Annotated in this window: 26 protein-coding genes; 14 read left to right on the forward strand and 12 right to left on the reverse strand. The window is 62.8% G+C overall.

Features of this window, described 5'->3' with window-relative positions:
* The first annotated feature begins 2 nt into the window (after nt 1–2).
* From AMK00_RS24920 to AMK00_RS24945, 6 genes are read left to right on the forward strand one after another with little or no spacing between them, the layout of a single operon-like run.
* On the forward strand, nt 3–770 hold the full coding sequence (locus AMK00_RS24920) for a hypothetical protein (RefSeq protein ID WP_064812051.1): 768 nt from the start codon (nt 3–5) through the stop codon (nt 768–770).
* Complete coding sequence (locus AMK00_RS24925) at nt 763–2037, forward strand: DUF4350 domain-containing protein (protein ID WP_064812052.1); 1275 nt, start codon at nt 763–765, stop codon at nt 2035–2037. Before AMK00_RS24920 ends, AMK00_RS24925 begins: the two co-directional genes overlap by 8 nt.
* A complete protein-coding gene (locus tag AMK00_RS24930; RefSeq protein WP_064812053.1) occupies nt 2024–2980 on the forward strand; it encodes an AAA family ATPase in 957 nt (318 codons plus the stop codon). Before AMK00_RS24925 ends, AMK00_RS24930 begins: the two co-directional genes overlap by 14 nt.
* Entirely contained in the window at nt 2980–4299 is a 1320-nt protein-coding gene (locus AMK00_RS24935) for a DUF58 domain-containing protein (protein ID WP_064812054.1), read from the forward strand. The genes AMK00_RS24930 and AMK00_RS24935 overlap by 1 nt, the downstream gene beginning before the upstream one ends.
* Nucleotides 4299–5375: a stage II sporulation protein M gene (locus AMK00_RS24940; protein ID WP_064812055.1), complete on the forward strand. Its 1077-nt coding sequence runs from the start codon at nt 4299–4301 to the stop codon at nt 5373–5375. Before AMK00_RS24935 ends, AMK00_RS24940 begins: the two co-directional genes overlap by 1 nt.
* Entirely contained in the window at nt 5372–6271 is a 900-nt protein-coding gene (locus tag AMK00_RS24945) for an RDD family protein (protein ID WP_064808113.1), read from the forward strand. Before AMK00_RS24940 ends, AMK00_RS24945 begins: the two co-directional genes overlap by 4 nt.
* Before the next feature lie 327 nt (nt 6272–6598).
* Here AMK00_RS24945 and AMK00_RS24950 read toward each other — a convergent pair whose 3' ends face one another.
* Both AMK00_RS24950 and AMK00_RS24955 read right to left on the reverse strand, forming a co-directional pair.
* The gene (locus tag AMK00_RS24950; RefSeq protein WP_064808115.1) at nt 6599–7477 is read right to left on the reverse strand and encodes an FkbM family methyltransferase; all 879 of its coding nucleotides are present in this window, start codon (nt 7475–7477) and stop codon (nt 6599–6601) included.
* Nucleotides 7477–9192: an adenylate/guanylate cyclase domain-containing protein gene (locus tag AMK00_RS24955; RefSeq protein ID WP_064808117.1), complete on the reverse strand. Its 1716-nt coding sequence runs from the start codon at nt 9190–9192 to the stop codon at nt 7477–7479. The genes AMK00_RS24950 and AMK00_RS24955 overlap by 1 nt, the downstream gene beginning before the upstream one ends.
* A gap of 274 nt (nt 9193–9466) precedes the next feature.
* Here AMK00_RS24955 and AMK00_RS24960 point away from each other — a divergent pair, with 274 nt between their 5' ends.
* Both AMK00_RS24960 and AMK00_RS24965 read left to right on the forward strand, forming a co-directional pair.
* Entirely contained in the window at nt 9467–10555 is a 1089-nt protein-coding gene (locus AMK00_RS24960) for a glycosyltransferase family 4 protein (RefSeq protein ID WP_064812311.1), read from the forward strand.
* Nucleotides 10555–11307 (forward strand): polysaccharide deacetylase family protein, encoded by a 753-nt coding sequence (locus AMK00_RS24965; protein WP_064812056.1) that lies wholly within the window; start codon nt 10555–10557, stop codon nt 11305–11307. Before AMK00_RS24960 ends, AMK00_RS24965 begins: the two co-directional genes overlap by 1 nt.
* 8 nt (nt 11308–11315) lie before the next feature.
* Here the strand turns inward: AMK00_RS24965 and AMK00_RS24970 are convergent, their stop codons facing one another.
* The 8 genes from AMK00_RS24970 to pcaD form a co-directional block, all read right to left on the reverse strand.
* Nucleotides 11316–12185 carry an alpha/beta fold hydrolase gene (locus tag AMK00_RS24970; RefSeq protein WP_064812312.1) on the reverse strand — a complete coding sequence of 290 codons (870 nt, stop codon included), beginning with the start codon at nt 12183–12185 and terminating at the stop codon, nt 11316–11318.
* Nucleotides 12186–12187: 2 nt separating this feature from the next.
* Complete coding sequence (locus tag AMK00_RS24975; RefSeq protein WP_064812057.1) at nt 12188–12562, reverse strand: GFA family protein; 375 nt, start codon at nt 12560–12562, stop codon at nt 12188–12190.
* A 122-nt stretch (nt 12563–12684) separates the two neighbouring features.
* Nucleotides 12685–13515, reverse strand: a complete 831-nt coding sequence (locus AMK00_RS24980; RefSeq protein ID WP_064812058.1) for an MBL fold metallo-hydrolase — start codon at nt 13513–13515, stop codon at nt 12685–12687.
* A 324-nt stretch (nt 13516–13839) separates the two neighbouring features.
* Nucleotides 13840–14886 carry a 3-carboxy-cis,cis-muconate cycloisomerase gene (locus tag AMK00_RS24985; protein WP_064812059.1) on the reverse strand — a complete coding sequence of 349 codons (1047 nt, stop codon included), beginning with the start codon at nt 14884–14886 and terminating at the stop codon, nt 13840–13842.
* Nucleotides 14887–15083: 197 nt separating this feature from the next.
* Nucleotides 15084–15695 carry a protocatechuate 3,4-dioxygenase subunit alpha gene (gene pcaG, locus AMK00_RS24990; RefSeq protein WP_064812060.1) on the reverse strand — a complete coding sequence of 204 codons (612 nt, stop codon included), beginning with the start codon at nt 15693–15695 and terminating at the stop codon, nt 15084–15086.
* Between the two features lie 2 nt (nt 15696–15697).
* The gene (gene pcaH, locus AMK00_RS24995; RefSeq protein WP_064812061.1) at nt 15698–16447 is read right to left on the reverse strand and encodes a protocatechuate 3,4-dioxygenase subunit beta; all 750 of its coding nucleotides are present in this window, start codon (nt 16445–16447) and stop codon (nt 15698–15700) included.
* A 9-nt stretch (nt 16448–16456) separates the two neighbouring features.
* Nucleotides 16457–16861 (reverse strand): 4-carboxymuconolactone decarboxylase, encoded by a 405-nt coding sequence (gene pcaC, locus AMK00_RS25000; protein ID WP_064808130.1) that lies wholly within the window; start codon nt 16859–16861, stop codon nt 16457–16459.
* Nucleotides 16858–17667 (reverse strand): 3-oxoadipate enol-lactonase, encoded by an 810-nt coding sequence (pcaD, locus tag AMK00_RS25005; protein WP_064812062.1) that lies wholly within the window; start codon nt 17665–17667, stop codon nt 16858–16860. Before pcaD ends, pcaC begins: the two co-directional genes overlap by 4 nt.
* A gap of 483 nt (nt 17668–18150) precedes the next feature.
* On the opposite strand from pcaD, the gene pcaQ reads away from it, so the two are divergent.
* The 3 genes from pcaQ (at nt 18151) to AMK00_RS25020 (ending at nt 20354) form a co-directional block, all read left to right on the forward strand.
* Nucleotides 18151–19068: a pca operon transcription factor PcaQ gene (pcaQ, locus tag AMK00_RS25010; protein ID WP_064812063.1), complete on the forward strand. Its 918-nt coding sequence runs from the start codon at nt 18151–18153 to the stop codon at nt 19066–19068.
* A 72-nt stretch (nt 19069–19140) separates the two neighbouring features.
* Nucleotides 19141–19653 (forward strand): MbcA/ParS/Xre antitoxin family protein, encoded by a 513-nt coding sequence (locus AMK00_RS25015; RefSeq protein WP_064812064.1) that lies wholly within the window; start codon nt 19141–19143, stop codon nt 19651–19653.
* Nucleotides 19650–20354 carry an RES family NAD+ phosphorylase gene (locus tag AMK00_RS25020; protein ID WP_064812065.1) on the forward strand — a complete coding sequence of 235 codons (705 nt, stop codon included), beginning with the start codon at nt 19650–19652 and terminating at the stop codon, nt 20352–20354. Before AMK00_RS25015 ends, AMK00_RS25020 begins: the two co-directional genes overlap by 4 nt.
* Here AMK00_RS25020 and AMK00_RS25025 read toward each other — a convergent pair.
* Nucleotides 20343–20984: an alpha/beta hydrolase family protein gene (locus AMK00_RS25025; RefSeq protein ID WP_064812066.1), complete on the reverse strand. Its 642-nt coding sequence runs from the start codon at nt 20982–20984 to the stop codon at nt 20343–20345. The genes AMK00_RS25020 and AMK00_RS25025 overlap by 12 nt on opposite strands.
* A gap of 70 nt (nt 20985–21054) precedes the next feature.
* Between AMK00_RS25025 and AMK00_RS25030 the strand changes: the two genes are divergently transcribed.
* Complete coding sequence (locus AMK00_RS25030; protein WP_064812067.1) at nt 21055–21237, forward strand: hypothetical protein; 183 nt, start codon at nt 21055–21057, stop codon at nt 21235–21237.
* Nucleotides 21238–21674: 437 nt separating this feature from the next.
* Here AMK00_RS25030 and AMK00_RS25035 read toward each other — a convergent pair whose 3' ends face one another.
* On the reverse strand, nt 21675–22574 hold the full coding sequence (locus AMK00_RS25035) for a LysR family transcriptional regulator (RefSeq protein WP_064812068.1): 900 nt from the start codon (nt 22572–22574) through the stop codon (nt 21675–21677).
* A 128-nt stretch (nt 22575–22702) separates the two neighbouring features.
* Between AMK00_RS25035 and AMK00_RS25040 the strand changes: the two genes are divergently transcribed.
* Both AMK00_RS25040 and AMK00_RS25045 read left to right on the forward strand, forming a co-directional pair.
* The gene (locus AMK00_RS25040) at nt 22703–23551 is read left to right on the forward strand and encodes a DODA-type extradiol aromatic ring-opening family dioxygenase (RefSeq protein WP_064812313.1); all 849 of its coding nucleotides are present in this window, start codon (nt 22703–22705) and stop codon (nt 23549–23551) included.
* A gap of 117 nt (nt 23552–23668) precedes the next feature.
* Nucleotides 23669–24064, forward strand: a complete 396-nt coding sequence (locus AMK00_RS25045) for a DoxX family protein (protein WP_064812069.1) — start codon at nt 23669–23671, stop codon at nt 24062–24064.
* Nucleotides 24065–24144 lie beyond the last annotated feature (80 nt).

Below are 24144 nucleotides of genomic sequence, written 5' to 3' on the forward strand. Positions count from 1 at the left end.
GCATGACCACCCGCAACGCCGGCCTGCTGGCGGCCCTTTTCCTCGCCGCCTCGGTTTCATTTCCGCCCGTCTGGGCGCAGGACAGCGGCGGTCAGCCCGCCGACAGCCATCAGCCGATCAGCGCCGTCGGGACGGAATATGCCTCGCAGTGCCTGCTGAACGGCCTGCGCTGCACGCTCGTCTACGGCGATGCGTCCGATCAGGCCAAAGCGGCGTCGGGTACGACGTCGTCTCAAGACAAGCCGCCGCTGCGACGCGCGCCGTCATCTTTCCCGCGGGAGCCGGTGATCAGCGGCGGCCCTCTGGCCGTTGCCGTCGTGCTCGTCGGCTTGGCAGCGGCAATCGGCTTGTGGATGCGTTTCGGAAACGGCGGCGTCCTGCTGTCGTCTGCTCCGAGCGACATCAAGCAGCGCCAGGAGGCGCCGGAAAGTTGGCGGACCGGCGCCGAAGAGGTTGAGGAAAAGCCAAGCGATTTCCTGCAGCGGATTGCGGCCATGGCCGATCGAAGGCAGGCGCTTGTCCTGCTGCTCAGGCATTGTCTGCTCCACGCCGCCGACATCACGGATACGCGGCTTTCCCGCGCCGATACGGAACGTGCCGTCTTTGCCCGCTTGCCGAAAACCATGCCCGGCCGCGACCGGCTTGCCAGCTTCCTGACGGCGGTGGAACTCGTTCATTACGGTGGCCGCACCGTTGCGGAGAACCATTTCAGCGTCCTTCTTGCGACCGGGCGCGATCTGCTTGCAGCAGGCAGAGTGGCCCATGCGTAAATCCGCCCCCGTTTTAATCCTGGGGCTGGTGCTCGCGCTGGCTGCACTGGCGGTCTTTGCGGTGTCGCGGGGCAGCGATTACGACCGTTCGCCTCTTGGCAGCAAGGGGCTGGAATTGTGGCTGCAGACCAAGGGTATCCCGGTCGTCCGTTCCGACCCTCATATTGCCCAGGCGCGCTCCAAAATCTCGCTGCGCATCGTTCCCCTGTCGATACATCAAGGCGAGGCTGTCACACCTCAATCAGACGATGAAACGGACGGTCTGGACCCGGAAAACCCCGTTGTGGAGGCGGACCAATATGCCCTGCCGACGCTGATTGTTTTGCCGAAATGGCGCGGCATCGTATCGACGGAAGGCGTCGCCGGCAAATCGGGGCTGATTGATCTCGCCGACATCAGCAATGAACTTGACAAGATCGGCTACTCGGATTTTGGCTTCGCCCGCAGTGAGACAAGTTTTGAGGAAGCGCAGCCGCAGCTGCAACCGGGCCAGCCGATCAAGATTGCCCTCTATCGGGCGCAAACCTTCGAGCGGTCGAGCCTGCCGAGCGGCTGCGGGGAGGTCGTGGGTACGCTATCGGGTGTGCTGCTTCTGCACTGCGCGGCCGATCCCACCGTCTATCTGCTGTCGGATCCCGATCTGCTGAATAACCACGGACTGGCGTTGGCCGATAACGCCGCCTTTGCCGTCTCACTGGTCCAGTCTCTCCGCGCCGCCGGCGAGTCGCGGCCGATCTATCTGGATACATCGGGCGAACCTCTCGATAGCGAGGCAACGGTCGACGAGGGGCAATCCTATGAGCGCTCCACCACCGATCTGAAGCGCTTTTTCGCCTATCCCTTATCGGCCATCTGGGGAACCGTGCTGGTTGTGGCGGCGATCTGCTTCTGGCGGGGCGCCTATCGCTTCGGGCCGCCTTTGCGTGAGGTCTCTGGAAATATCGAATTGTCCAAGACCGCCGCGATCGAAGCCACGGCGCGGCTCTTGCGGCTTTCGGGCAATGACGGCCGGATGACGGGACAGTTCGTGCTGCATCTGCTCGCCGATAAGGCGCAATTGCTCTTCGGCTCCGGCGCCGGCAATCAGGCAGGCATCGCACGATTGTTCCAACGCCTGGCGCGTCAAGACAAGGCAGCCGCACAGGCCTTGCACGCCGCAGCCGAGGCGCTGATCGAACGCGGACATATCATGACGCGCTCGGATCTGCATCGCAATCTCGAGACATTCAGAAAATTGCTAGGGAGCTTTGAGTTTGGATCTAGGTGAGTTTCGCGATCTTATCGCTACGGTTCGTGGGGAAATAGGCAAGGTGGTGCAAGGGCAGGACGCGATCATCGATCTCGTTCTGATTTCGATTTTTGCCGGCGGGCACTGCCTTGTCGAAGGGCCTCCCGGCACGGCCAAAACCCTGCTGGCCCGCTCGGTTTCCGCGGCCATGGCGCTGGATTATCGCCGTATCCAGTTCACGCCCGACCTGATGCCGGGCGATGTGCTCGGCGTCAATCTCTTCAACTTCCAGACCAATCAATTCCACCTGACCAAGGGCCCTGTCTTTACCGACATCCTTCTGGCCGACGAGATCAATCGCGCTCCGCCGAAGACGCAATCCGCCCTGCTGCAGGCGATGAACGAGCGGATGGTGACGATCGATGGGACCGATTATTTGCTGGGGTCGGATTTCTTTGTGCTTGCCACGCAGAATCCGATCGAGCAGCAGGGCACCTATCCCTTGCCCGAAGCACAGCTCGACCGCTTCCTGTTCAAGCTCGTCGTCGATTTCCCCGACCGCAACACCGAAATCGCCATCCTTTCCAAACACGCCAGGCAGGCGCTGAAATCGGACATGCGCAATGCCGGCATCCGTCCGCTTGTCACCAGCGCAGCGCTTGCCGACGGGCGGGCGCTGATCGACGCCATCCATCTGGATGAGACGACCCTGACCTATGTCGTCGATCTGGTGCGCGCCACGCGCTCCGATCCCGATATTCTCTACGGCGCATCCACGCGCGCTGCCGACGCCCTTGCCTCGGCGGTCAGAGTGCGGGCGGCCTTCGAAGGCCGGGATTACGGCTTGCCGGACGATATCCAGGCGTTGCTGGTGCCCGCGCTTCGCCATCGCATCGTTCTTTCGCCTTCGGCCGAAATCGATGGCCGTACCCCCGACGAGGTGCTGCGCAGCATCATGAACCGCGTGGATGCGCCTCGTTAATGCGGCCATCCCGTTACCTGATCGCGCTCGTTCTGATTTTGGCCGCGGTGACGGTCTTCGTCAGCGTTTGGTGGCGCGATATGGGTTATCCGCTGCTGATGCTGTGGGTCGCGCTTGCGGCATTGACGGCAGGCGATCTGGCGATGTCGGCCTCATCGGGCCGGATGACGGTGGAATTCGATCTGCCGCCGCAAGGTTTTGTCGGTCACACCGCTGTATTTGCGGTGGCGATCCGGCCGCAGAAGGACGCGGTGCCCGACAATGTCGAGATTCGGATCGATTGTGCTCCCGAGCTTGCCGTCGGCGAAGGCAGATTGGCGCGTGCTGCGTCCGTCGCCGGAGAAAGCCATGTCAGAGCCACTGTGAATCTTCGTCTGACGCGACGGGGGCGGTATGCGATCCATGTGCTGTGGCTGAAATGGCCATCGCGGCTGAGGCTGCTGGACATTATCGCGCAGATGCCGGTGGAAAAGGAGATCGCCGTCCTGCCTGACATATCGCCGGTCCTGTCGGGAGCGATAAGGACCCAGATCCTGCCGCTGGAAGCCGGCCAGAAGGATTTGCGGCTGCGCGGCGAAGGATCGGAATTCCATCAGCTGCGCGAGTTTGCCAGCGGCATGGACCCCCGCAGCATCGACTGGAAGCGATCCGCCCGGATGCGCAATCTCGTCGTGCGCGAGATGCGGGCCGAACGAAACCATCAGATCATCCTGTGCATCGATTCCGGGCGGCTGATGGCCGAGCAGCTCGGCGGTTTCACCAAGCTCGATCGCGCCATCAACGCCGCCTTGGCGATGTGCTGGGGGGCCGGGCTTGCCGGCGATCTCGTGGGCTTCTACAGCTTCGATAGCCGCCCGCGGCTGTTCGTGCCTGCCTTGCCCGGAAGAGCGGCCTTTCCGCGGCTTCAGACGAAATGCGCCGAGCTACGCTATGAGACCCAGGAGAGCAATCATACGCTCGGACTGACGCATTTGTCGGGACGGCTGAAGCGACGTTCGTTGGTCGTGATATTCTCCGATTTCGTCGACAGCATCACGGCGGAGCTGATGATCGAGAACATCCAGGTCCTCGCCCGGCATCATTTCATCGTCTACGTCGCCTTGCGCGATCCGATGCTCGCAAAGCTGACGGAACCGGAGGAAATCAGCTTGGACGCGGTCGCCCGCTCCGTGGCAGCGCGTCAGATCGTTCAGGAGAGGCGCACTGTCATGGAAAAGCTGGTGCGTCTCGGCGTACTCTGCCTCGACAGCACGCCGGAGGCGCTGACTTCGGATCTCATTGCGCGCTACATCGAAATCAAATCCCGCGAGATGATATGATGGATCTTGGGATCGACAGCAGGACAGAGACGGGCGCGTCGGTAAACGTCGGCGCCATCCAGACCGATTTGCTGCGCTCGGCGCGCTTTCGCATGGAGCGCGAGGCGCACTGGCGTCAGCTGGACGAGCTCGTGACGCGGGCGGAGAAGGGTGGCGCAGCGACGCTCGGTTATGACGATGTTCGCAACCTCGCCGCCGGATACAGGCAGGCGATGAACTCGCTGAGCGTCGCGCGTGACATTTCCCTCGATCGCGCCCTCGTCGCCTATCTGGAGAGCCTCTGCGCCCGGGCCTATCTGGTCGTCTATGCGCCGCAGGAAAGTCTCAGGGGGCTGATTACCCGCCTGCTGGTCCAGGGCATTCCTCAGGCGGTGCGCCGATCGGCATTGCCCCTGTTCATCGGCTTCCTGGCTCTCATTCTCGGGGCGGCCGCCGGATACAGGCTCTTCACCCACGACCCGAGCTGGTTTTATACCTTCGTGCCGCCCGACATGGCCGATCAGCGCACCCCGGCAGCGTCGGTCGATTTTCTCCGCTCGACGCTTTACGGCGATGAACGGCATGCGAGCGACAGGCTCGCGGCATTTTCCGCATTTCTCTTTTCCCACAACACCACCATCGTCGTCTTCATTTTTGCGCTCGGCGTTTTCATGTCGGTGCCGAGCTTCATCCTGACCTTTTACAATGGCCTGATGCTGGGCGCGTTTTTTGCGATGTTTTCTCGCAAGGGGCTGGGCTACGACATTTTCGCCTGGCTCTCGATTCACGGGGTGACCGAGCTTGCGGCAATCGCCATTGCCTGTGCGGGCGGTGCAAGGCTCGGCCTTGCCGTTCTCGTTCCGGGTATGCGAACGCGCAGGGAAGCCCTGCGCCACCAGGCGCATGATGCCGTCAAACTCGCGATCCTCGCGGCTCTGATGCTTATCGTGGCAGCCTTCATCGAAGGGGTTCTTCGCCAGACGATCCAGGAGCCGATATGGCGCCTCGGCATCGGCTGGGGTATGGGTGTCTTCTGGGTGAGCTGGCTGCTGTTCAGCGGACGCGAAAGCAAGATTTCGCGGGGGCCGAAGCGATGAATCGGCCAGTGACGGACGGCAGGCGCACCGAACAGTTCATCCCGCCCGAAGGAGTGCCGATCAATTTCGCGATCGCCTCGCTGGCGAGCCGCTTCGGCGCGCAATTCCTCGACATCCTCTTTACGGCGCTCATCATCTTCATTTGCGCGGCCGTTATCATCTTCACGGGGTTTCTGCCGGTGAGCGCCGATCTGATGCTCGCCGCCTTGCTCGGCTTTCTCTTGCGCACCCCTTATTACATCCTGTCCGAGCTCATCTGGAACGGCCGCACGCTCGGGAAAAGAATTACCGGTATCCGCGTCGTCAACATGGACGGGCGGCGGCTCACCCCGCACCAGGTGACCGCACGCAACCTCATGAAGGAGGTCGAGATCTTCGGTCCGATGGGCCTATTGGCGGGCATGGAAACCCAGGGAGCTTGGGAGAACGGTCTGGCAGGCCTCTGGCTTCTGGTGGTGGTGGTCGTTCCGCTGGCAAACCGACGCCGGCAACGGCTCGGCGATATCATTGCCGGCACGCTGGTCGTCGACACGCCGCGCTCCGTGCTGCTCGCGGACCTTGCTTTGTCCGCACCCGCCGCCGCCTCGTCGCAGCCGGCCTTCGATTTCCAGCCGGAACATCTCGATGTCTACGGCAAATATGAGCTGCAGACGCTGGAGGATGTGCTTCGCGACTCGGTGAAGACGTCAGACCATAAAGAGATCATACAGATCGTGCGAACCATTACTCGAAAGATCCGGTATGAAGACGTTGTGAGGCCGGGCCAGGAGCTCCTATTCCTCAATGACTTCTACCGCGCTCAGCGCGAGCATCTGGAGAGCTTAAAGCTTTTTGGAACGCTGCGGGAGAACAAGTATCATGAGCATACGCGGACGGAGGCGAAGAAACTCGTTTGAGGGTCTACCGATCGAAACGTGAAAGAATCGTGGTTTTGAGCTGCAGCCAATTGACCGCGGAAATTCACGGACGCCGACGCCGGAATACGCCGCCCCGAAATGAAAGGCGTGCCCTGATGCCCCCTCGTCCGACCCTGCGGGCCACCTTCTCCCCGCTGGGGAGAAGAAGGGAGAACGCCGGTTCGTCATCGCCAGCTTGGGCGGGGCCCCTTTAGTAGGCGTTGTTTCGTGCAGGCATGCCGGTGCGGCTTGCTCGCTCTTCTCCCCAGCGGGTGGCCCGCAGGGCTGCACGGCACGGCGCCAATGGTCCGCTTTTAGGGCGTAAGCCTAGGGCAAAAACAGCACATTGTACTGATCGAACTCGTCAGGCAGATCCCGCACCTTCATCTCCACCTCGCGATCCTCGAACAGCACGACACAATCTTCGTAAAATCCTGACAGCATCGCTATGAACGCCTTCGTTCCCTCGCGCCCGTAGAACAGCGGCGTGAATTCCATGTGAAGCGGCACGCGGCGGGCAAGCAGCGGCTGCATCGAGCGGCAGGCGACCGGCTCGTAGCCTTCGATATCCATCCATACAAGGCCGATTGCGGTCGGATCGATCGAGAGGCCGGCGAGGATTTCGGAGACCGGCTTCACCGGCACGCTGATCTTCCGGTCGGTCGGGCTCTGGCGGATGGCGCTGCTCTTGCCGTGATTATTGAGGTTGAGAAAAAAGTCGATCTCGCCTGCGTGCTCCCCCGCGGCGCAGTTGACGAGCCGAACCTTCTCCTCCAGCCGGTTCTGGCGGATGTTGAGTTCAAGCAGCGGGAAATTGCGCGGATCGGGCTCGACGCTCACGATATCGGCGTAGGTGCCGCTCAAGGCGAAATAGATCGTCTGGGTGCCGATATTGCCGCCGATCTCGAGCAGCGTCGCATCCTTTCTGAGCAGGCCGCGCTCGCGCAGGATGACGATCAGCCGGTCGACGGCGTCGCGCTCGAAGTGGCCCTTACGGAAGACCTTGCGGCCGATATAGTCGGAAGGCGAGAAGGTCATCAGGTGATCACCGGCATCGACTGTCATCGAGACGACGCGCGGGCCGATATTCTCGATCAGCAGGCGACGGCCGAGGCGACTGTCGAAGAAGCGCGAGGCGGCGCGATTGCGCGCCTTGCGCAGCCGGCGGCTCCAATATTTGGCGGTGAGCCACGGCTTGCCGGGCATTAGGCTTTTCCTTCGAGCGGTTCTGCCGCTTTCTCTCTCGGAACGACATAGACTTTCAAGGGCAGGGCGCGGCCGCGCACGCTGATTTCACGGCTTTCGACATCGGCAAGATCGGCGCCGGCAAGCCTGGCCACCGGCTCGGAGAAGACGATCGCCGCGTCGAATTCCTTGGCCGCACTTTCCAGCCGGCTCGCGACATTCACCGTATCGCCGATCGCCGTCATGCTGCGGACCCGGCCGTAGCCCATCGTGCCGACGACGGCCGGGCCGGTGTGGATGCCGATGGCGATCCGCAGCGGCAGCGTCAGCTCTTCGGCCAGTTCGGCGGCGAGTTTCTCGATTCCCGCGACGATCGCCGCCGCCGCGTCGAGCGCTTGGCGGCAGGCCTCCTCCGGCGCGGCGTTGAGGCCGAAGAGCGCCATGGCGCCGTCGCCGATGAATTTGTCGAGCCGGCCGCCCGCCTGCTCCACCGCCTTGCCGATGATGGCGAAATAGCGGTTCAGCAGGAAGACGACGTCGAAGGGCAGGCGGGTTTCCGTCAGCGTGGTGAAATGACGGATATCGACGAAGAGCACGACGATTTCACGCTCACGGCCAGGGCTCGTCTCCTGGCTGTTGGCGGGAATAGCCGCCTCGACGGCTGGTACGAGAAGGGGCGCGACCGCGACGTCGGCATCCGGCCGAAGCTGGCAGGCGAGGCGGACATCAGGGCCGGCATTGATGCGTTTCAGTGTCGTCTGTTCCAGCTTGTCGGGCGGCGGCAGCTTCTGGTAATCACCAAGAATCTGCACCCGGCAGGTGGAGCACTGGCCCTTGCCGCCGCAGACCGAATAATGCGGCAGGCCGCCGAGCCGGCTCGCCTCCAGCACCGTGAACCCACGCGGCACCCGGATCACTTCGCCGCCCGGATAGTGCACGGCGACCTGATCGAGACGCTCCTTCAGCCTGCGCCGGGTGCGGGCGGCAACGACGATGATCAGCGAGGCCGAGAAGGCGCCGTAGAGTCCGGCGCGGACCATGGCGATTTGGCTGCGAATCGCGGGGTCGGAGACATAGTGGGAATTCACCGTGGTCGCGTAAGGCTCGATCGAGGTCAGCTGATAGGCGGGGTCGGCGAGTGTGCGGCCCATTTCGACGAAGCCGAGCAGCGACAGCACCGGCGCGAGGATCGCCAGCGCCAGCAACAGCGGTGCGAAACCGCCGTACCAGGGGCGATAACGCAGCCAGTAATGGATGCCGATGCAGCCGTGGAACCACACCGCGATCAGGCCGAGTGCCTGACGCACGCCCGTCGCCGGCGTCCGCAGCCACAACATGCCGACGATCGTCTCGTAGTTGTCGATATAGCCGTAGAGTTCATGAGCGATGCGGGTGCCGATGACGTGATCGATGAGAAGCAGCGGGATCAGCAGGCCGAGCACCATCTGGGTTGCTTCCCCCTTGGGCATGACCAGGCTGCGCCTGATGTAGATGGCGCGCAGCACCAGGGTCACATGGACGAGGACCGATCCATAGAACAGGACGGTGCCGAGGGGATTGCGCCAGAGGGCCAGGAAAAGGTGGCGAGCCTTATCGGCTGCGGCAATCGAAACGAGTCCGAGCGCATGGTTCGACAAATGCAAGAGGACGAAGACAAAGATGACCAGCCCGGAACCGAGCCTTGCCCTTCTGATCGAGCGTTCCGAAAAAATCCCTGTGGCCGAGACCGTCGTCATTCATTCCCGTTCTTGCCGATGCAATCGCAGGCCCATAGAGAGGGGGGAAAGAGGCGGAATTGCTTCCATTGCGATCACATTGCATATGCTTATGCGCAAGTTTTCGGGAAGGCAGCAATAAGGGATTTTTTCGCCGCCGGCTACGATGGCGCAAACCATGGGCGGGCTGAATGCGACCTCCTCATCCATCTAACTGATTTGGTTACGGATTCGAATAATCTATGATCGCCCGTGGAAACTGATTGGAAACAGTGTGTCTATGCGAGGGATGCGCATGCGGGTCGCCTTCTATGCGCCGATGAAATCGCCGAACCATCCGGTGCCCTCGGGCGACCGGCTGATGGCGCGGCTGCTGATCCGGGCATTGCAGCTTGCCGGGCATCAGGTCGAGGTCGTCTCCGAATTCCGCACCCATGCCGCGACGCCCGAGGCGGCCGCGGCGCTCGAACCCGCGATCTCAGCCGAATTGGCGCGGCTGCGGGTGAAATGGCAAGAAGAGCCCCGGCCGGATCTCTGGTTCTGCTACCACCCTTACTACAAATCCCCCGATTCCTTCGGGCCGGTGATCTCAGCCGAATTCGCCATTCCCTATGTCACGGCCGAGGCCTCCTATGCGGCAAAACGAGACCGGACCGGTTGGGCGGCCCGGCAGAAACGCGTGGGCGAGGCGGTCATGCAGGCGGCGGTCAATATCAGCTTCACCGAGCGTGATCAGGCCGGGCTTTCCGCCGCCTTTCCGCAGGCGCGGCTTGCAGCTCTCAAGCCGTTCATCGACCCGGCGCTGTTCGAGGCGGTGCGGCCGGCGCCCGATCCCAGCCGGCTGATGACCGTCGCGATGATGCGGGCCGGCGACAAGATGGAAAGTTACGCGATGCTCGCAAAAGCATTGCGGCTGATCGAAAGCCGGCCATGGACCCTGGCGGTCATCGGCGATGGGCCGATGCGCCGGGAGGTGGAGGCACTGTTTGCCGGCTTTGCCGGCCGCATCGAATGGCTGGGCGAGCAAGGTGAAGCTGAGATCGCCAGCCTGCTCGCGCGCGGGGGCATCTATGTCTGGCCCGGCTGCGGCGAGGCCTATGGCCTTGCCTATCTCGAAGCCCAGGCCGCCGGCCTGCCTGTCGTGGCGCAGCAAACGGCGGGCGTGCCTGCCGTGGTCGAGGCCGGGGTCACCGGCCTGCTGACGCCAGAGGGCGATGTCGCCGCCTATGCCGGGGCCATCGCGGACCTGCTTGGCGACGGGCAAAAACGCGACGCTATGGGACAGGCGGCGCGGCGCTTCGTGCTCGAGGAGCGCTCGCTTGCGACGGCTGCCCGCGCCCTGGACGAGATTTTGCGCAACAGCGCAGGAACAGGAGTGAGGTGATGAGCGAAGGGATGAGCTGGGAACCGCTGCGCCGCGAGCTCGACCGCTGGCGTGCCGCCGGCCGCGTGGCGCGGCTCTGGCTGCGCGACGACGACGCCGTCGAGCCGACGCCCGATCTGGAGCAGTTGTTGGCGCTGACCGGCGGGAACGGGATTCCGCTGACCCTTGCCGTTATTCCTGCCCTGACCGGCGAGGCCTTGGCTGCGCGGCTGGCGGCGGAAGCGGGCGTTGCTGTCGCTGTGCATGGCTGGTCGCACAGCAATCACGCCGGGCAGGAGCGTAAGAAACAGGAACTCGGCGGCGAACGGCCGGCCGAGGTGGTGCTCGGCGAGCTGCGTGCAGGATGGCAGCGCTTGAAGCGGCTCCATCCTGCCCGCTTCGTGCCGGTGCTGGTGCCGCCGTGGAACCGGATCGACGCCACGCTGATCCCGGCATTGCCCGAACTCGGCTTTGCGGCGCTCTCGGTGTACGGGCGGGCAAGAGAGGGCGGGCCGATCCCGCTTCTCAACACCCATATCGACATTATCGACTGGCACGGCACGCGCGGCGGCCGCAGCGCGGAGGAACTGGTGGCCGAATTGGTTGCCGAACTCCGCGATCGGTTTGCCGGCAACGAGGAGCCGATCGGCGTGCTCACACATCATCTGGTGCATGATCATGCAGCCTGGGATTTCCTGTCGGCCTTGTTTGCGGCGACGGCCGATCATCCTGCCTTCGCTTGGTCGTCGGCGCCCGAACTCCTGCAAGATTAGGCTATCGATCATCCGGCGTGAACACGCCTGAGGAAATCCCGCATGAGTTCCGCGACCTCATCCAAATGCGTTTCCAACAGCCAATGCCCGCCGTCGAGCAGATGCAGTTCGGCCTCCGGCAGATCGCGGAGATAGGCGCGTGCCGACTTTTCTGGCATATAGTGGTCGTTCGGCCCCCAGACGATCAGGGTCGGCGGCCGGTACTGTCTGAGATATTTCCGGTGCTCGGGGAACCAGGCGCGGTTCTCCTTCAATCCGGCGATCAGGTCGATGGCGATTTCCTTGCGCCGCGGCGTGATCAGCGACCAGTGCAGCCTCCAGAGATCCGGCGGGATCGTGTCGGCCAGAGGCGGCGGCAGGTCGTTGAGAAACTCCTCCTTAAACGTCTCCTCGCTGATTGCTTCCGCCAGCGCCTTCCTCATCTCCGCGTGCGGCAGCGCCCATGTCGCCTCGATGTCAGCATACTTGGGGCCGAGCGCATCCTCATAGGGAATATCGCCGTTCTGGATGATCAGCGCCGCGATGCGGCTGGGGTTTCTGATTGCCAGCCGCGCTCCGATCGGCGAGCCGAAATCGTGGAGATAGAGGGCGAAGCGGTCGACATCGAGCACGCCGATAAAAGCCTCCAACCAGGCGGCATAACCATCGAAGCTATAGTCGAAATCATCGGGCGTGCCGCTATAGCCCGCGCCGGGAAAATCCGGAGCGATCAGCCGCCAGCGGTCGGCAAGGCGCGGCATGAGATTGCGAAATTCGTAAGACGAGCAGGGATAGCCGTGCGGCAGCAACAGGACCGGCGCATCAGGCGGACCAGCCTCACGGTAAAAGATCTCGATGCCTGCGATCGTAACGAGCTTATGCCGGACGAGCGTGGCCAGGTTCACGTTCGGTCCTCCTCATACTGCTCTGCGCCCTCCACGGGTCGCAGCCACGTCTCGCGGCGTTTGATCCAAAGTTCATAGCGCGGCACCAGCGGCGTCGGCGCCTGTGAGAGGATGCCAAGCTTGATTTCCGCCTCTTGATCATCGGCGGAAAACAGCCGCGAACCGCAGCCGGTGCAGAAGCGTCGGCCGTGGAATTCGCCCGTTTCACCGGAATGTTCAAACTGGCCGGCGGGCCAGACCCCGTAAAAGGTAAAGGCCGAACCGCTTTCCTTTCGGCAGTCGGTGCAGTGACAAATGCCGACGCGCAGCGGTTCGCCACGAACAGAAAGTTTCACCTGCCCGCAAAGGCATTGTCCGGAGAGCACGGTCATGGTTGATATCCCGTTTCATCGATCTTGCGCTGCCGGGGAAACGGTCGGACCCGGCATCTGTTCCGTCAGCAAAGCGCGAACGGGCCGGCGCCTGCTTGCGCCGGCGCAGGAGACTTGGTGTTCTAAATCACTACTGTCTGATTGTCGCGGGCGGCGAAGGCGCCGGGGAAGGCGGCCTCGGCCTGCGCTTCCATTTCGGCCAATTGTTCGTCCGTGCGAGAGGGCGCGTGGTGGAACAGGGCGAAGCGCTTGGCGCCCGCCATTTTGGCCAGTTCGGTGCCGTGCTCCCAGGTCGAATGTCCGAAGCCCTTGAAGCGCTGCATCTCGTCTTCATTGTAGGTGCAATCGTAAACGACGAGATCGGCCTCCTGCATCATCTCCAGCGAGACCGGATCATAGCTGCCGGGGATATGCTCGATATCGTAGATCAGAGCGATCGAACGGCCCTGCCATTCGATGCGGTAGCCGATGGCGCCGCCCGGATGGTTCAGCGTGAAGGTCTTGATCTCGATGCCCTCATGCGGGGTCAGAATCTGGCCGGCATGGAAATCGCGGAAGTTCATCGTCGCCTGACAGATGTCGGTCTTCACCGGAAACCAGGGCGGGCTGATGAACTGCTCGACCATCTCACGCGTGCTCATCTTGCCGTCGAGATGGCCGGACCAGATGTTGACGTTGATCGAGGGATAATAGATCGCCTTGAAGAAGGGCAGGCCGATGATGTGGTCGTAATGGCAGTGGCTGAAGAACAGATCGACGTCACTGACGCCGTCGGCCAGCAGCGACAACCCCGCCTCGCGCAGGCCGGAACCTGCGTCGAAAAGCAACCGATGTTTTCCGCAGCGAATCTCGATGCAGGAAGTGTTACCGCCGTAGCGATCGAACTCGGGGCCCGATACGGGAATACTGCCGCGGACGCCCCAAAATTTTATCTGAAACAGTTCTGTCGTCATCGTTTTTCAAACCGGCCTTCCCGCATCGCCATCGTAATCGTAGTTTATCCCGATGCGAAGCAGCAGAATTCCACGGGTTTGCCTGCGCCCCCTTTCATTCTCCTAACCGCTAGCGGAAGAAGAAGTATATTCTCCTAAGCAATCGGCTTTCGCTTCGGAAAGCAACCCAGTATGGTTGGTTTTCGGTAAATGGGCTGCTCGGGCGGGGCGTTTTCCGCAAGTCATGCCTATTAGATGGTTGCGCACGATTGAAAAAGCAAATCGCTATGCTTGTGGCCATCCCGCCGCATTCCTTTGCCGCCGCGCCAGCCTTCAGCTGCGGCCTCAGCCCGTACCAAGCCGCTTGATATTTCCGGTCAGTTCTCGGGCAAGCCGCAGGCTCGCAGCGGTTCCCATCGTCATTTGCGGCAGCAGCAGCCATTCGAGCGTCCAGGCCGCTCCGGAGCGTTCCTGTTCATGGACGAGGGACTGGTGGATGCCGGAGAGCGCCGTGGCGTTGAAGCGGGCGAGCGAGACCAGGACTTCAGCGGCAACCGGATTCCGCTTGTGCGCCATGGCCGAGGAGGTGCCGCCGCCTGAGACTTCGATCTCGCCGCCCATCTGAGCGAGCAGGGCGATGTCCTGGCCGATCTTGCCGAGGCTGCCGGAGATCGAGGCGAACAGGCCTGATATATCGGCGATCACAAGGCGCGAGCTCTGCCATTGGCCGATGTCGGTGAGGCCGAGCTCCTGGGCGAGCGAGGCACGGACGGCCACAGCCTGTGGGCCAAGCTTGTCGAGCGTGCCGGCAGCACCGCCGAACTGGACGGGAAAACTCTGCTCGGTCAGGCGGTCGCGATAGGTCGCCAGCGGCGCACGCCAGGTGTTGAGACGGTCGGAGACGCTGATCGCGATCGCCGCCTGCATGCGGGTATGGCCCATCAGCCGGTTGCCGCCGAATTGCCGGTCGAGCCCGTCGATCGCTGCGAGGATGGCGGATAGCCGGGCGGCAAACAGGAAGGCCACCGCTTTCAGGCGGATCATCAGGCTGGTGTCGATGACGTCCTGGCTGGTGGCGCCGAGATGCAGGTTTTTGCCCGCTTCCTCGCCGACCTCAGCGCGCAGCTGCTTGACGAGGTCGGGGACGACGACGCCGTCCTTCGCCGTTGCCGCGCGAAGGCTGGCAAGATCCGGAGAAAAACCGGCGCAGCCTTCGGCAATCTTCCTTGCGGCTTCGCCGGGAATGAGGCCGTGCGCGGCTTCGGCCCTGGCGAGCGCGGCCTCGAAGGAGAGCATTGCGCGGATCTCGGCTTCGGCGGAAAAATAGGGTGCGATTTCGTCATCGCCGACGAGGCCGGAGAGGAAGGGGTGGTCGAAGGGCGATGCGGTCATGGTCGGCTCGTTGTGGTGGTGGCCCCTCTTCCGGCTGCCGCCACCTTCTCCCCCAGGGGAGAAGGGACTCGGGGCGCGGCCCTGGTGTTTATGAGCGGGCGATCTCGTATGGCACTGTTCCCCTCTCCCCGTCGGGGAGAGGGCAGGGTGAGGGGGCCACTTGCGCGAAGCTCTCCGATTAAAGAGCCCGCATACAATCAAATATCCAGAAACACGGTTTCGTCAGGCCCCTGCAGATGGATATCGAAACGGCAGATCGTGCCGTCGCGGGTGGCGACCATGGTTGCGACGCGCTCGCGATGTTCGATGCGCAGCAGCAGCGGGTCGCCCGCGTTGGCTTCGGCCTCTTCCGGGAAATACATCCGCGTATGTAGGCCGATATTGATGCCGCGGGCGACGATCCAGAAGGTGATGTGCGGCGCCTGTCTGCGGCCGTCCTTGAAGGGGACACGGCCGGGCTTGATGGTCTCGAAGCTGTAGACGCCGTCCTCGGCGCGGGTCGGGCTACGGCCCCAGCCGGCGAAGTTCGGATCGGCGGCGCCGCGCATTTCCGAGGGGCTGTTGTAAAGGCCGGCGCTGTCGGCCTGCCAGATCTCGACGACGGCGTCGCGCACCAGCGCGCCGGCGCCGTCGAAGATGCGGCCGGTGACGGTGATGCGTTCGCCGAGCGTCTTGTCGTTGAGCATCACTGTGCCGAGATCGCTGTCATAGACGCCCGCTATATCGCAGAAATTCGGCATCAGGCCGATATGCACATAGGGACCGGCCGTCTGCGACGGGGTTTCCTTGAGATAGCCGAGCTGCTGCATGGTCAGTTGCCCTCCAGCGTGTTTTCGAACATCGTCGAGCGGCGGCCGCGCAGCACGATATCGAATTTATAGGCGCGTGAATCCATCGGAATGGTGTTGCCCCAATCGAGCGGTGCGATCAGCTGCTCGATCGCCGCCTTGTCCGGGATCGTGCCGACGATCGGACATTTCCAGATCATCGGATCGCCCTCGAAATACATCTGGGTGATCAGCCGCTGGGCAAAGCCGTGGCCGAAGATCGAGAAGTGGATATGGGCGGGGCGCCAGTCGTTGACGCCGTTCGGCCAGGGATAGGCGCCGGGTCGCACGGTGCGGAAATGGTAGCGGCCCTCCTCATCGGTGATGGCGCGGCCGCAGCCGCCGAAATTCGGATCGATCGCCGCGAGATAGGTTTCCTTCTTGTGGCGATAGCGGCCGCCGGCATTGGCCTGCCAGAATTCCACCAGGGCGCCGGCAACCGGCTTTGCCCGCTCGTCGAGCACGCGGCCGTGGACGATGATGCGCTCGCCGATGGCGCTTTCGCCGGGGCGCGCATAGTTCAGGATCAGGTCGTTGTCGAGTTCGCCGATGATAGAATGGCCGAAGACCGGACCTGTCGTCTCGGAGATCGTGCCGTCGAGCGACAGCAGCGCGCGCTGCGGCGCGCGCAGCACCGAGGTTTTGTAGCCTGGGGTCAGCGCCGGCGCGTGCCAGGCGCGGTCGCGGGCGAAGAAGGCGCCGGTCTCCGGCTTGCTGTTTGCTCGTTCGGACATTTCTCCCCCTCAGGCCGCCTTCTCGGCGTCCATCTCCGCAAAGGCCTGCTTGGCAATCTTGATCGCATGATTGGCGGCGGGAACGCCGGCATAAATCGCCACATGTAACAGCGCCTCGCAGATATCTTCGCGCGTCGCACCCGTATTGGCGGTCGCGCGCACATGCATGGCGACCTCCTCATCCTGGCCGAGTGCGGCCAGCAGGGCGATCGTGACGATCGAGCGCTCGCGCTTGGTCAGCGCCGGGCGCGACCAGACATGACCCCAGGCGGCTTCGGTGATCAGCTCCTGGAAGGGGCGGTCGAAGCCGGTCTCGCCGGCCGCGGCGCGGTCGACATGGGCGTCGCCGAGCACGGCGCGGCGGGTCGCCATGCCTTGCCGGTAGCGTTCGGAGGGGGAGGCGGTCTCGTTCATGGGCTGCTTTCTCCAGGCGAAATCGATGTGAGGAAGGCGCGGATGATCGCCGTCAACGCCTCCGGCTGCTCGACGCAGGGAATGTGGGCGCAATCGCGGATGACCTCATAACGGGCGCCCGGAATCAGCCGCGCGGTGGAGAGCACGAGATCCGGCGGCGTCGAGCCGTCCTGGTCGCCGACGATGCAGATCGTCGGAACGGCGATCGCCTTGGCCGCTTCGGTGAAGTCGGCATCGCGGATGGCGGCGCAGGCGGCGAGATAACCCTCGACCGGCTGACGCGTCAGCATGTTGCAATAGCCGGAATAGGCGGTGTTCTCGGGCCGGCGGAAGGCCGGCGTGAACCAGCGCTCCATGACGGCGTCGACGATGCTGCCGATGCCCTTGTCTTCGACGGCGGCGATGCGGGCGTTCCAGCTCTCTGCCGTGCCGATCTTATGGGCGGTGTCGCAAAGAATGAGAGCGCCGACGAGGTCCGGCCGGCGCTGCGCCAGCGACTGGGCGATGAGGCCACCGACCGATAGGCCGCAGATGACCGCATTTTTCACCGACAGCAGATCGAGCAGGCCGGCAAGATCGGTCGCATGGTCCTCGATCGACGAGGGCAGCTGGCCGACATCGGAAAGGCCGTGGCCGCGCTTGTCGTACAACACGACGGCATAGTCGCCGGCAAGTCGCACCACGACATCGCGCCAGATGCGGAAATCCGTCCCGAGCGAATTGATAAAGACGACCATCGGCCGGTCGGCGGGCGCGCCGATGACCTGATAATGGATCGTTACGTCGTTTATGCGGGCGAATTGCATGCCGCTCTCCTCCCTGTTCAAGTTAGCGCACACCACCCCTCCGTCATGCTCGGGCTTGACCCGAGCATCCACACGGCACCCACCAGCAGCCGCGGCATGGATCCTCGGGTCAAGCCCGAGGATGACGGAATTTGGGGTTAGCCTTCCCGCCAAACTGATCTCGTCCAACAGTGACACATCGCATCGCGTGTTTCACCAAGCCGCACTTTCTTTCCTATTCTCATCACAGGAGCCCGGCCACAGGCGACAACGCCGCGAATGGCTCCTTATGCCTCCCCACCCTCCGTCATGCTCGGGCTTGACCCGAGCATCCACACGCGCCCACCAACACCCGCGGCATAGATCCTCGGGTCAAGCCCGAGGTGACGGAATTTGGGGTTAGCCTTCTCGACACCATCTCTTGACGACAAAACTGATTGGTTGATCCGGTTAGGTAAAATGATATTTTACGGCTTTTCGATAACTCTGGAGTTATGAAAACAGATGATCGACAGCCGCGTTAAGTTTCGCCATCTGCAGACCTTTGTCGAGGTGGCGCGGCAGAAGAGCGTCATGAAGGCGGCGGAACTGCTGCATGTCAGCCAGCCGGCGGTGACGAAGACGATCCGCGAGCTGGAACAGGTGCTGGGCGTCAACGTCGTTGAGCGCGACGGCCGCGGCATCAAGATCACCCGTTACGGCGAGGTCTTCCTGCGCCATGCAGGCGCCGCGCTGACGGCGCTGCGCCAGGGTCTCGATTCCGTCTCGCAGGAGCAGTTCGCCGATGCGCCGCCGATCCGGATCGGCGCCCTGCCGACGGTATCATCGCGCATCATGCCGCGGGCGATGGAGCTCTTCCTCAAGGAAAATACCCGAAGCCGAGTGAAGATCGTCACCGGCGAAAACGCCGTGCTGTTGGAAGAGCTTCGCGTCGGCGATCTCGACCTCGTGGTCGGCCGTCTGGCCGGGGCGGAGAAGATGGCAGGCTTCTCCTTCGAACATCTCTATTCCGAACAGGTGGTGTTTGCCGTCCGGGCCGGCCATCCGCTGCTGAACAGCCGGCAATCGCTGTTTTCGGGCTTCGGCGACTATACGGTGCTGATGCCGACGCGAGGCTCGATCATCCGGCCGGTCGTCGAAAATTTCCTCATTGCCAACAGCATCTCCAGCCTGTCGAACCAGATCGAGACGGTGTCGGATTCCTTCGGCCGTGCCTTTCTCAAGGCAAGCGACGCCATCTGGATCATTTCCCACGGCGTGGTAGCAGGCGATGTCGCCGATGGGCGGCTGGCGCTGCTGCCGGTCGATACCGGTGAGACTAAAGGGCCGGTCGGGCTGACGATGCGGGCCGGTGCCGTGCCGTCGGCGCCGCAATCGATCCTGATGCAGACAATCCGGGAAGCGGCCGCGGAGCTTTCCTGAACTCCCCTCTTCCAATTCCCTTGCCGGATGCCCAGATTTGGACTAAATCTAGTTCAAGACAGGAGATTGCTAATGCAGCAGGCAAGACGCAGGGAGCAGGAGCCGGAGCGGCTTGAAACGGAGCGGTTTGCACCTGCCAATCGAAGGCGGCTGAGTCCGCCGGCTTTGCGGACCTTTCTGGCGATCGCCGATCTGTGGGGTTTGAGCGAGGAGCAGCGCCTGCTCGTGCTCGGCTATCCCTCCCGCTCGACCTATCACAGCTGGGCCAAGCAGGCGCGCGAGCACGGCGCTTTCACTCTCGATGTCGATACGCTGACCCGCATCTCCGCCGTGCTCGGCATCCACCAGGCGCTCCGCGTGCTGTTTGCCGACGAACGCTTAGGTGTCGACTGGCTGCGCACGCCGCATCAGGCGCCTGTTTTCGGCGGCCATCCGCCACTCGATATCGTCACAAGCGGAACCCAGGACGGGCTGATGACCGTGCGCCGGTTCCTCGACGGTGCGCGCGGCGGGCTCTACATGCCGCCGAACGGGCTCGACGAGGCATTCACGCCGTACGAAGATACGGACATCGTCTTCCGGTGAGCGATCGTTTTGCCGAGGCGCCGCGCCCATCTTACCGGCTGATCCCGTCGCAATTTCCGCCAATCGGTTTGTTCGATACGGTGGCAAGGGCGGCCGATCTCGAAGCCGTGATGGAACTTGTGGGATGGACCAACGACCGGCTCGTCGCCGACCGCATCCGGCGGCTTCCCGAAAACGAGTGGGTTTACGGCAGTGCGAACGCCAGTATCGTGATGGCGGCGTTCCTGCATGTCGCACCGGGCGGCATGCGCTTCAACGGCCCCGATCTCGGCGCCTGGTATGCCGCCGACAATCTCAAGACGGCCGCCGCCGAGGTCGGTCATCATCTCCGGCGCGAGGCTGTGGCGCGTGGGGTGGCGACGATGGCGCGCACCTATCGAAGTTATGCCGCCACCCTGATCGGTGACTATCTCGACATTCGCGGCGAACAGGCGCTGCGGCCCGATATCTATGACGGCACGAGTTATGCGGCATCGCAGCTGCTCGGCGAGGCGGTGCGCTTAAGCGGCGGCGCCGGCATTCTCTATGACAGTGTGCGGCTGCGAGGCGGGGTGAACGTCGCGGCGCACCGGCCGAGGAATATCCGCGACGTGGTGCAGGCCGATCATTTCGAAATCACCGTTTTCGCCGCCGACCGGCGCATCGATGTGAGGAAGCTTTCCACCCGACGGCGACCGCCGAAAGGGCGCCTAAACCGGTAGGCGTTCGGCCCATGCCTTGGCCGTCTTCGCCATCGTCGCAAGGTGGTCGGCGGCGGAGAAGCCGGAGATTTTCTTGCGCGGCTTGAGGTCGTGGTCGCCGTCCTCGAGCCAGAGGATCTCGATCCTGTCGGAGAGATCGTAGCCCGGCACTTCGTCCTTTGTCCCGAACTCGTCGCGCGTACCCTGACAGATCAGCGTGGGTGTCGCGAGCCTTTTGAGGTGGCCGGTACGCAGCTTCTCCGGTTGGCCAGGTGGATGGAAGGGATAGCCGAGGCAGAGCAGGCCGGCGATCTTTCCACTGTCATAGAGACCGTCGGCGACCATGCTCGCAACCCGTCCGCCCATCGACTTGCCGCCGATGATCAGGGGACCGCCGGCGTCGAGCGCGGCAATCGCCGCCTGATATTCGGGGTTGAGCGTTTCGGCGCGCGGCGGCGGCTTGCGGCCTTCCGCAGTGCGGCGGGCGGCCATATAGGCGAATTCGAACCTGGCGACGCGAAAGCCGACGCCGGCAAGCGCGTCGGCCGCCGCTGTCATCGACGCCGAATCCATCGGCGCGCCGGCGCCATGGGCAAGTAGGATGGTGACGCGCGCATCCGGCGGCCCCTGCAGCAGAAACCTCTCAAACATCGGCAGTCCTCCATTCACCGCCGGAACCATGTCGACGGCCCCGACTTCCTCTCTGGAAAGGAGACAGACAATGTCGACGAATGACGAAAACGTAAAGCCCGAGCAGCGCCGTCCCAAGGATGTCGGAACCGTTCCCGAAAAACCGGAGCCGGGCGACGCAGAATCGATGGCGACGCCGGCCGTGCAGCCGGCTGGGGAAGGCGACAAAAGCGAGCGGCCGGTGGTCAATCCCGTGACCGGCGTCGCCCTTTAGCAGCCGTTCGCCAACGATGATGCAAAAGACCCCTTGAAATGACGAATGCGAGCGTCCATATAGCGGCCCTGCCTGAAAAATGGATGCGCCCGGTATCGACGTCGTCGAGCTGTTCGCTGTCCGACAGGATAAGGGCGCTCCCCGCAAGGGTCGAGCGCCCTTTTTGCTTCTCGCACCTCGGGTGGAATCATTGCCTGGTGGCGGTAGCGAGCAACTCCCACCAGAATCTATATAGCACTTCGGAATCCCGAAATTGGCTGCATCATTGAAATCACTGCGTATTTTCTTACGCCGACGGGGCGGAAAACGCGGCGAATTTCGGAATCCCGAAGCGGGGGAATTTCGGGATTCCGAAGTGAGATTTTTTCATGCCGCCGTTTTTCGCGTTGCTGCCGTGCTGGAGGCAAGATGGCCTACGGTTCCAATGAGGGCGGGGATTATCCCATCTCCCGGGTGCTCGCCGTCAGAAAATCGATGAAGGTGCGGACCTTGGCCGAGAGATATTTGCGGCTCGGATAGACGGCGTAAAGTGTGCTGTTGAAGCCGAGCATAATGGCCGGAAGCACGATCTCCAGTCGGCCGGCCTCGATATCCTGCTCAGCCAGCCATGCCGGCAGGAAGGCGAGGCCCATGCCGCGCAGGGCCGCCAGGTGCATAATTGTCTCGTTGTCGCTCAGCATCACGGTGCGGAAGGTGATCTTGTGTGGTCCGTCCGGACCTTCCAGCGACATGCTTTCCCCGAGGTTGACGCCGGAGTAGCGAAGCAGTGCGTGGCCGTTGAGGTCGGCGACGTTTTGAGGACGCCCGGTTCGCGCGAGGTAATCCGGCGAGGCCATGAGACGGAACTGTACATTCGTCAGCGGGCGAGCGACGAGACCCGGATCGAGCCTGTCCTGCGACGTCGCCCGCAGCGCCAGATCGAAACCTTCGTCAACCAGGTTCACCAGCCGGCCGCTGAGATCCAGGTCCAGGCAGACATCGGGGTAGCGCCGGTTATAGGCTGCCAGCATGTCTGTAAAATAGCCGGTTGCCGCCCAAACCGGCGCACTCAATTTCAGGGTGCCACGCGGAGCCACCGTCACATTGCCGATGGCATCTTCCACCTCGTCAAGCCGTTCGAGCATCTCCCTGGTCTGGTTGAAATAAAGCCGGCCGCTCTCCGTCAGGCTGACATGGCGGCTGGTTCGGTTGAGCAGCCGCGTCCCCAGCCGGTTCTCGAGCTGCATCACATGCTTGCTCGCCATTGCCGGTGAAACGCCAAGGCGATCGGCGGCAGCGGTAAAGCTTTTCAGTTCGGCGATGGTGCAGAACACCCGCAGGCTCGTCATCGTATCCATTTATCATCAACATCCAGGAAATGGTTCTTCAATATCTGCCACATTGATCAATAACGGAGAAAAAATCAAAATCCTCCCATCGAAGCGCTGCCCCAATGCTCGTGGCAATGATGCGAAGGACAATTCCGATGACAAATTCCAGACTCCCGACTTATTTCGTCAGCCATGGCGGCGGCCCCTGGCCCTATATGACGGGTGAATTCCGCCGCAATTTCGATGTGCTCGAACAGTCGCTGGTCGATATGCGCGCCGAACTCGGCGATGCGCCGAAGGCGATCCTCGTGGTCTCGGGTCACTGGGAGGAGAAAGGTTTTGCCATATCGTCGGGCGTCAAGCCGGGCATGGTCTACGACTATTACGGCTTTCCCGAACACCTCTATCACATCACCTACAATGCCCCCGGTTCGCCCGAACTCGCAAACCGCGTGCAGCATCTGCTGCGGGCGAACGGCATCGAGGCGGCGCTCGATCCGACCCGCGGTTACGATCACGGCACGTTCAGCATCATGAAGCCGCTCTATCCGGAAGAGAACATCCCTGTCGTGCAGCTTTCGCTGGATGCGGGTTACGATCCGGCGCTGCACATCAGCGTCGGCCGGGCGCTGGCGCCCTTGCGTGACGAGGGCGTCCTGATCATCGGCAGCGGTCTCAGCTATCACAACCTTTCGGCCATGCGCGGCACGGGCGGATATGAGCCGTCCCGCCGCTTCGACGCCTGGCTTCAGGAAACGCTGGTTCACACGCCATCCGACAAGCGCACCGAGCGGCTGCTCGAATGGCAGCAGGCGCCGGCTGCGCGGGCGGCGCATCCGCGCGAAGACCATCTCATCCCGCTGATGGTGGTGGTCGGCGCCGCCGAGAACGAAGCCGGCGCGACCACCTATCACCAGAAGGACTTCGCCGGCGGGCTCACCGCATCGAGCTTCCGTTTCGGCCGCGTCCCCGCAGCCGCGCCGTCGAATGGAGACCTGCAATGACCAGCGGAAACGTCAGGCCGTCTTCGCCATGTCGATAAGGCTCTGGAAAGAAAATCAGGAACTCAAGAAGGCGGCCTCCGCCGCCTGACCTCCCCTCAACCTCGTTGGAGAAACTCGATGACCAATACCGGCAAATGGACGCCATACGTCCTCGCACTTCTGCGCATTATGGCGGCCTTACTCTTCCTCGAACATGCAACCATGAAGTTTCTGCAGTTTCCGGGTCCGATTCAAGGCGTCCCCTATCCGCTGCCCACCATCATGCTGGTTGCAGGCGCGATCGAAATCACCTCTGCTCTGATGCTCGTCGGATTTCAAACGCGCATCGCAGCATTCATCGCTTCGGGCGAAATGGCTGCCGCCTACTTCATGGGCCACATGCCGTATGGCTTCTGGCCGGCGCTCAACATGGGCGAAGGCGCCATCCTGTTCTGCTTCATCTTCTTCTACATCGCCTTTGCCGGCGGCGGCGCCTGGACGCTCGACACTGCGCGTCGTCCCGCCACGGCCTGAGACGGCACTATCCGGAAATCGCCTGTGCCCGGCTGCCGGGCGGCAATTGGGCATAACGAAACGCTGAAATTCTGGAGACG

The sequence above is a fragment of the Rhizobium sp. N621 genome (genome assembly GCF_001664325.1).
Taxonomy (GTDB): domain Bacteria; phylum Pseudomonadota; class Alphaproteobacteria; order Rhizobiales; family Rhizobiaceae; genus Rhizobium; species Rhizobium esperanzae.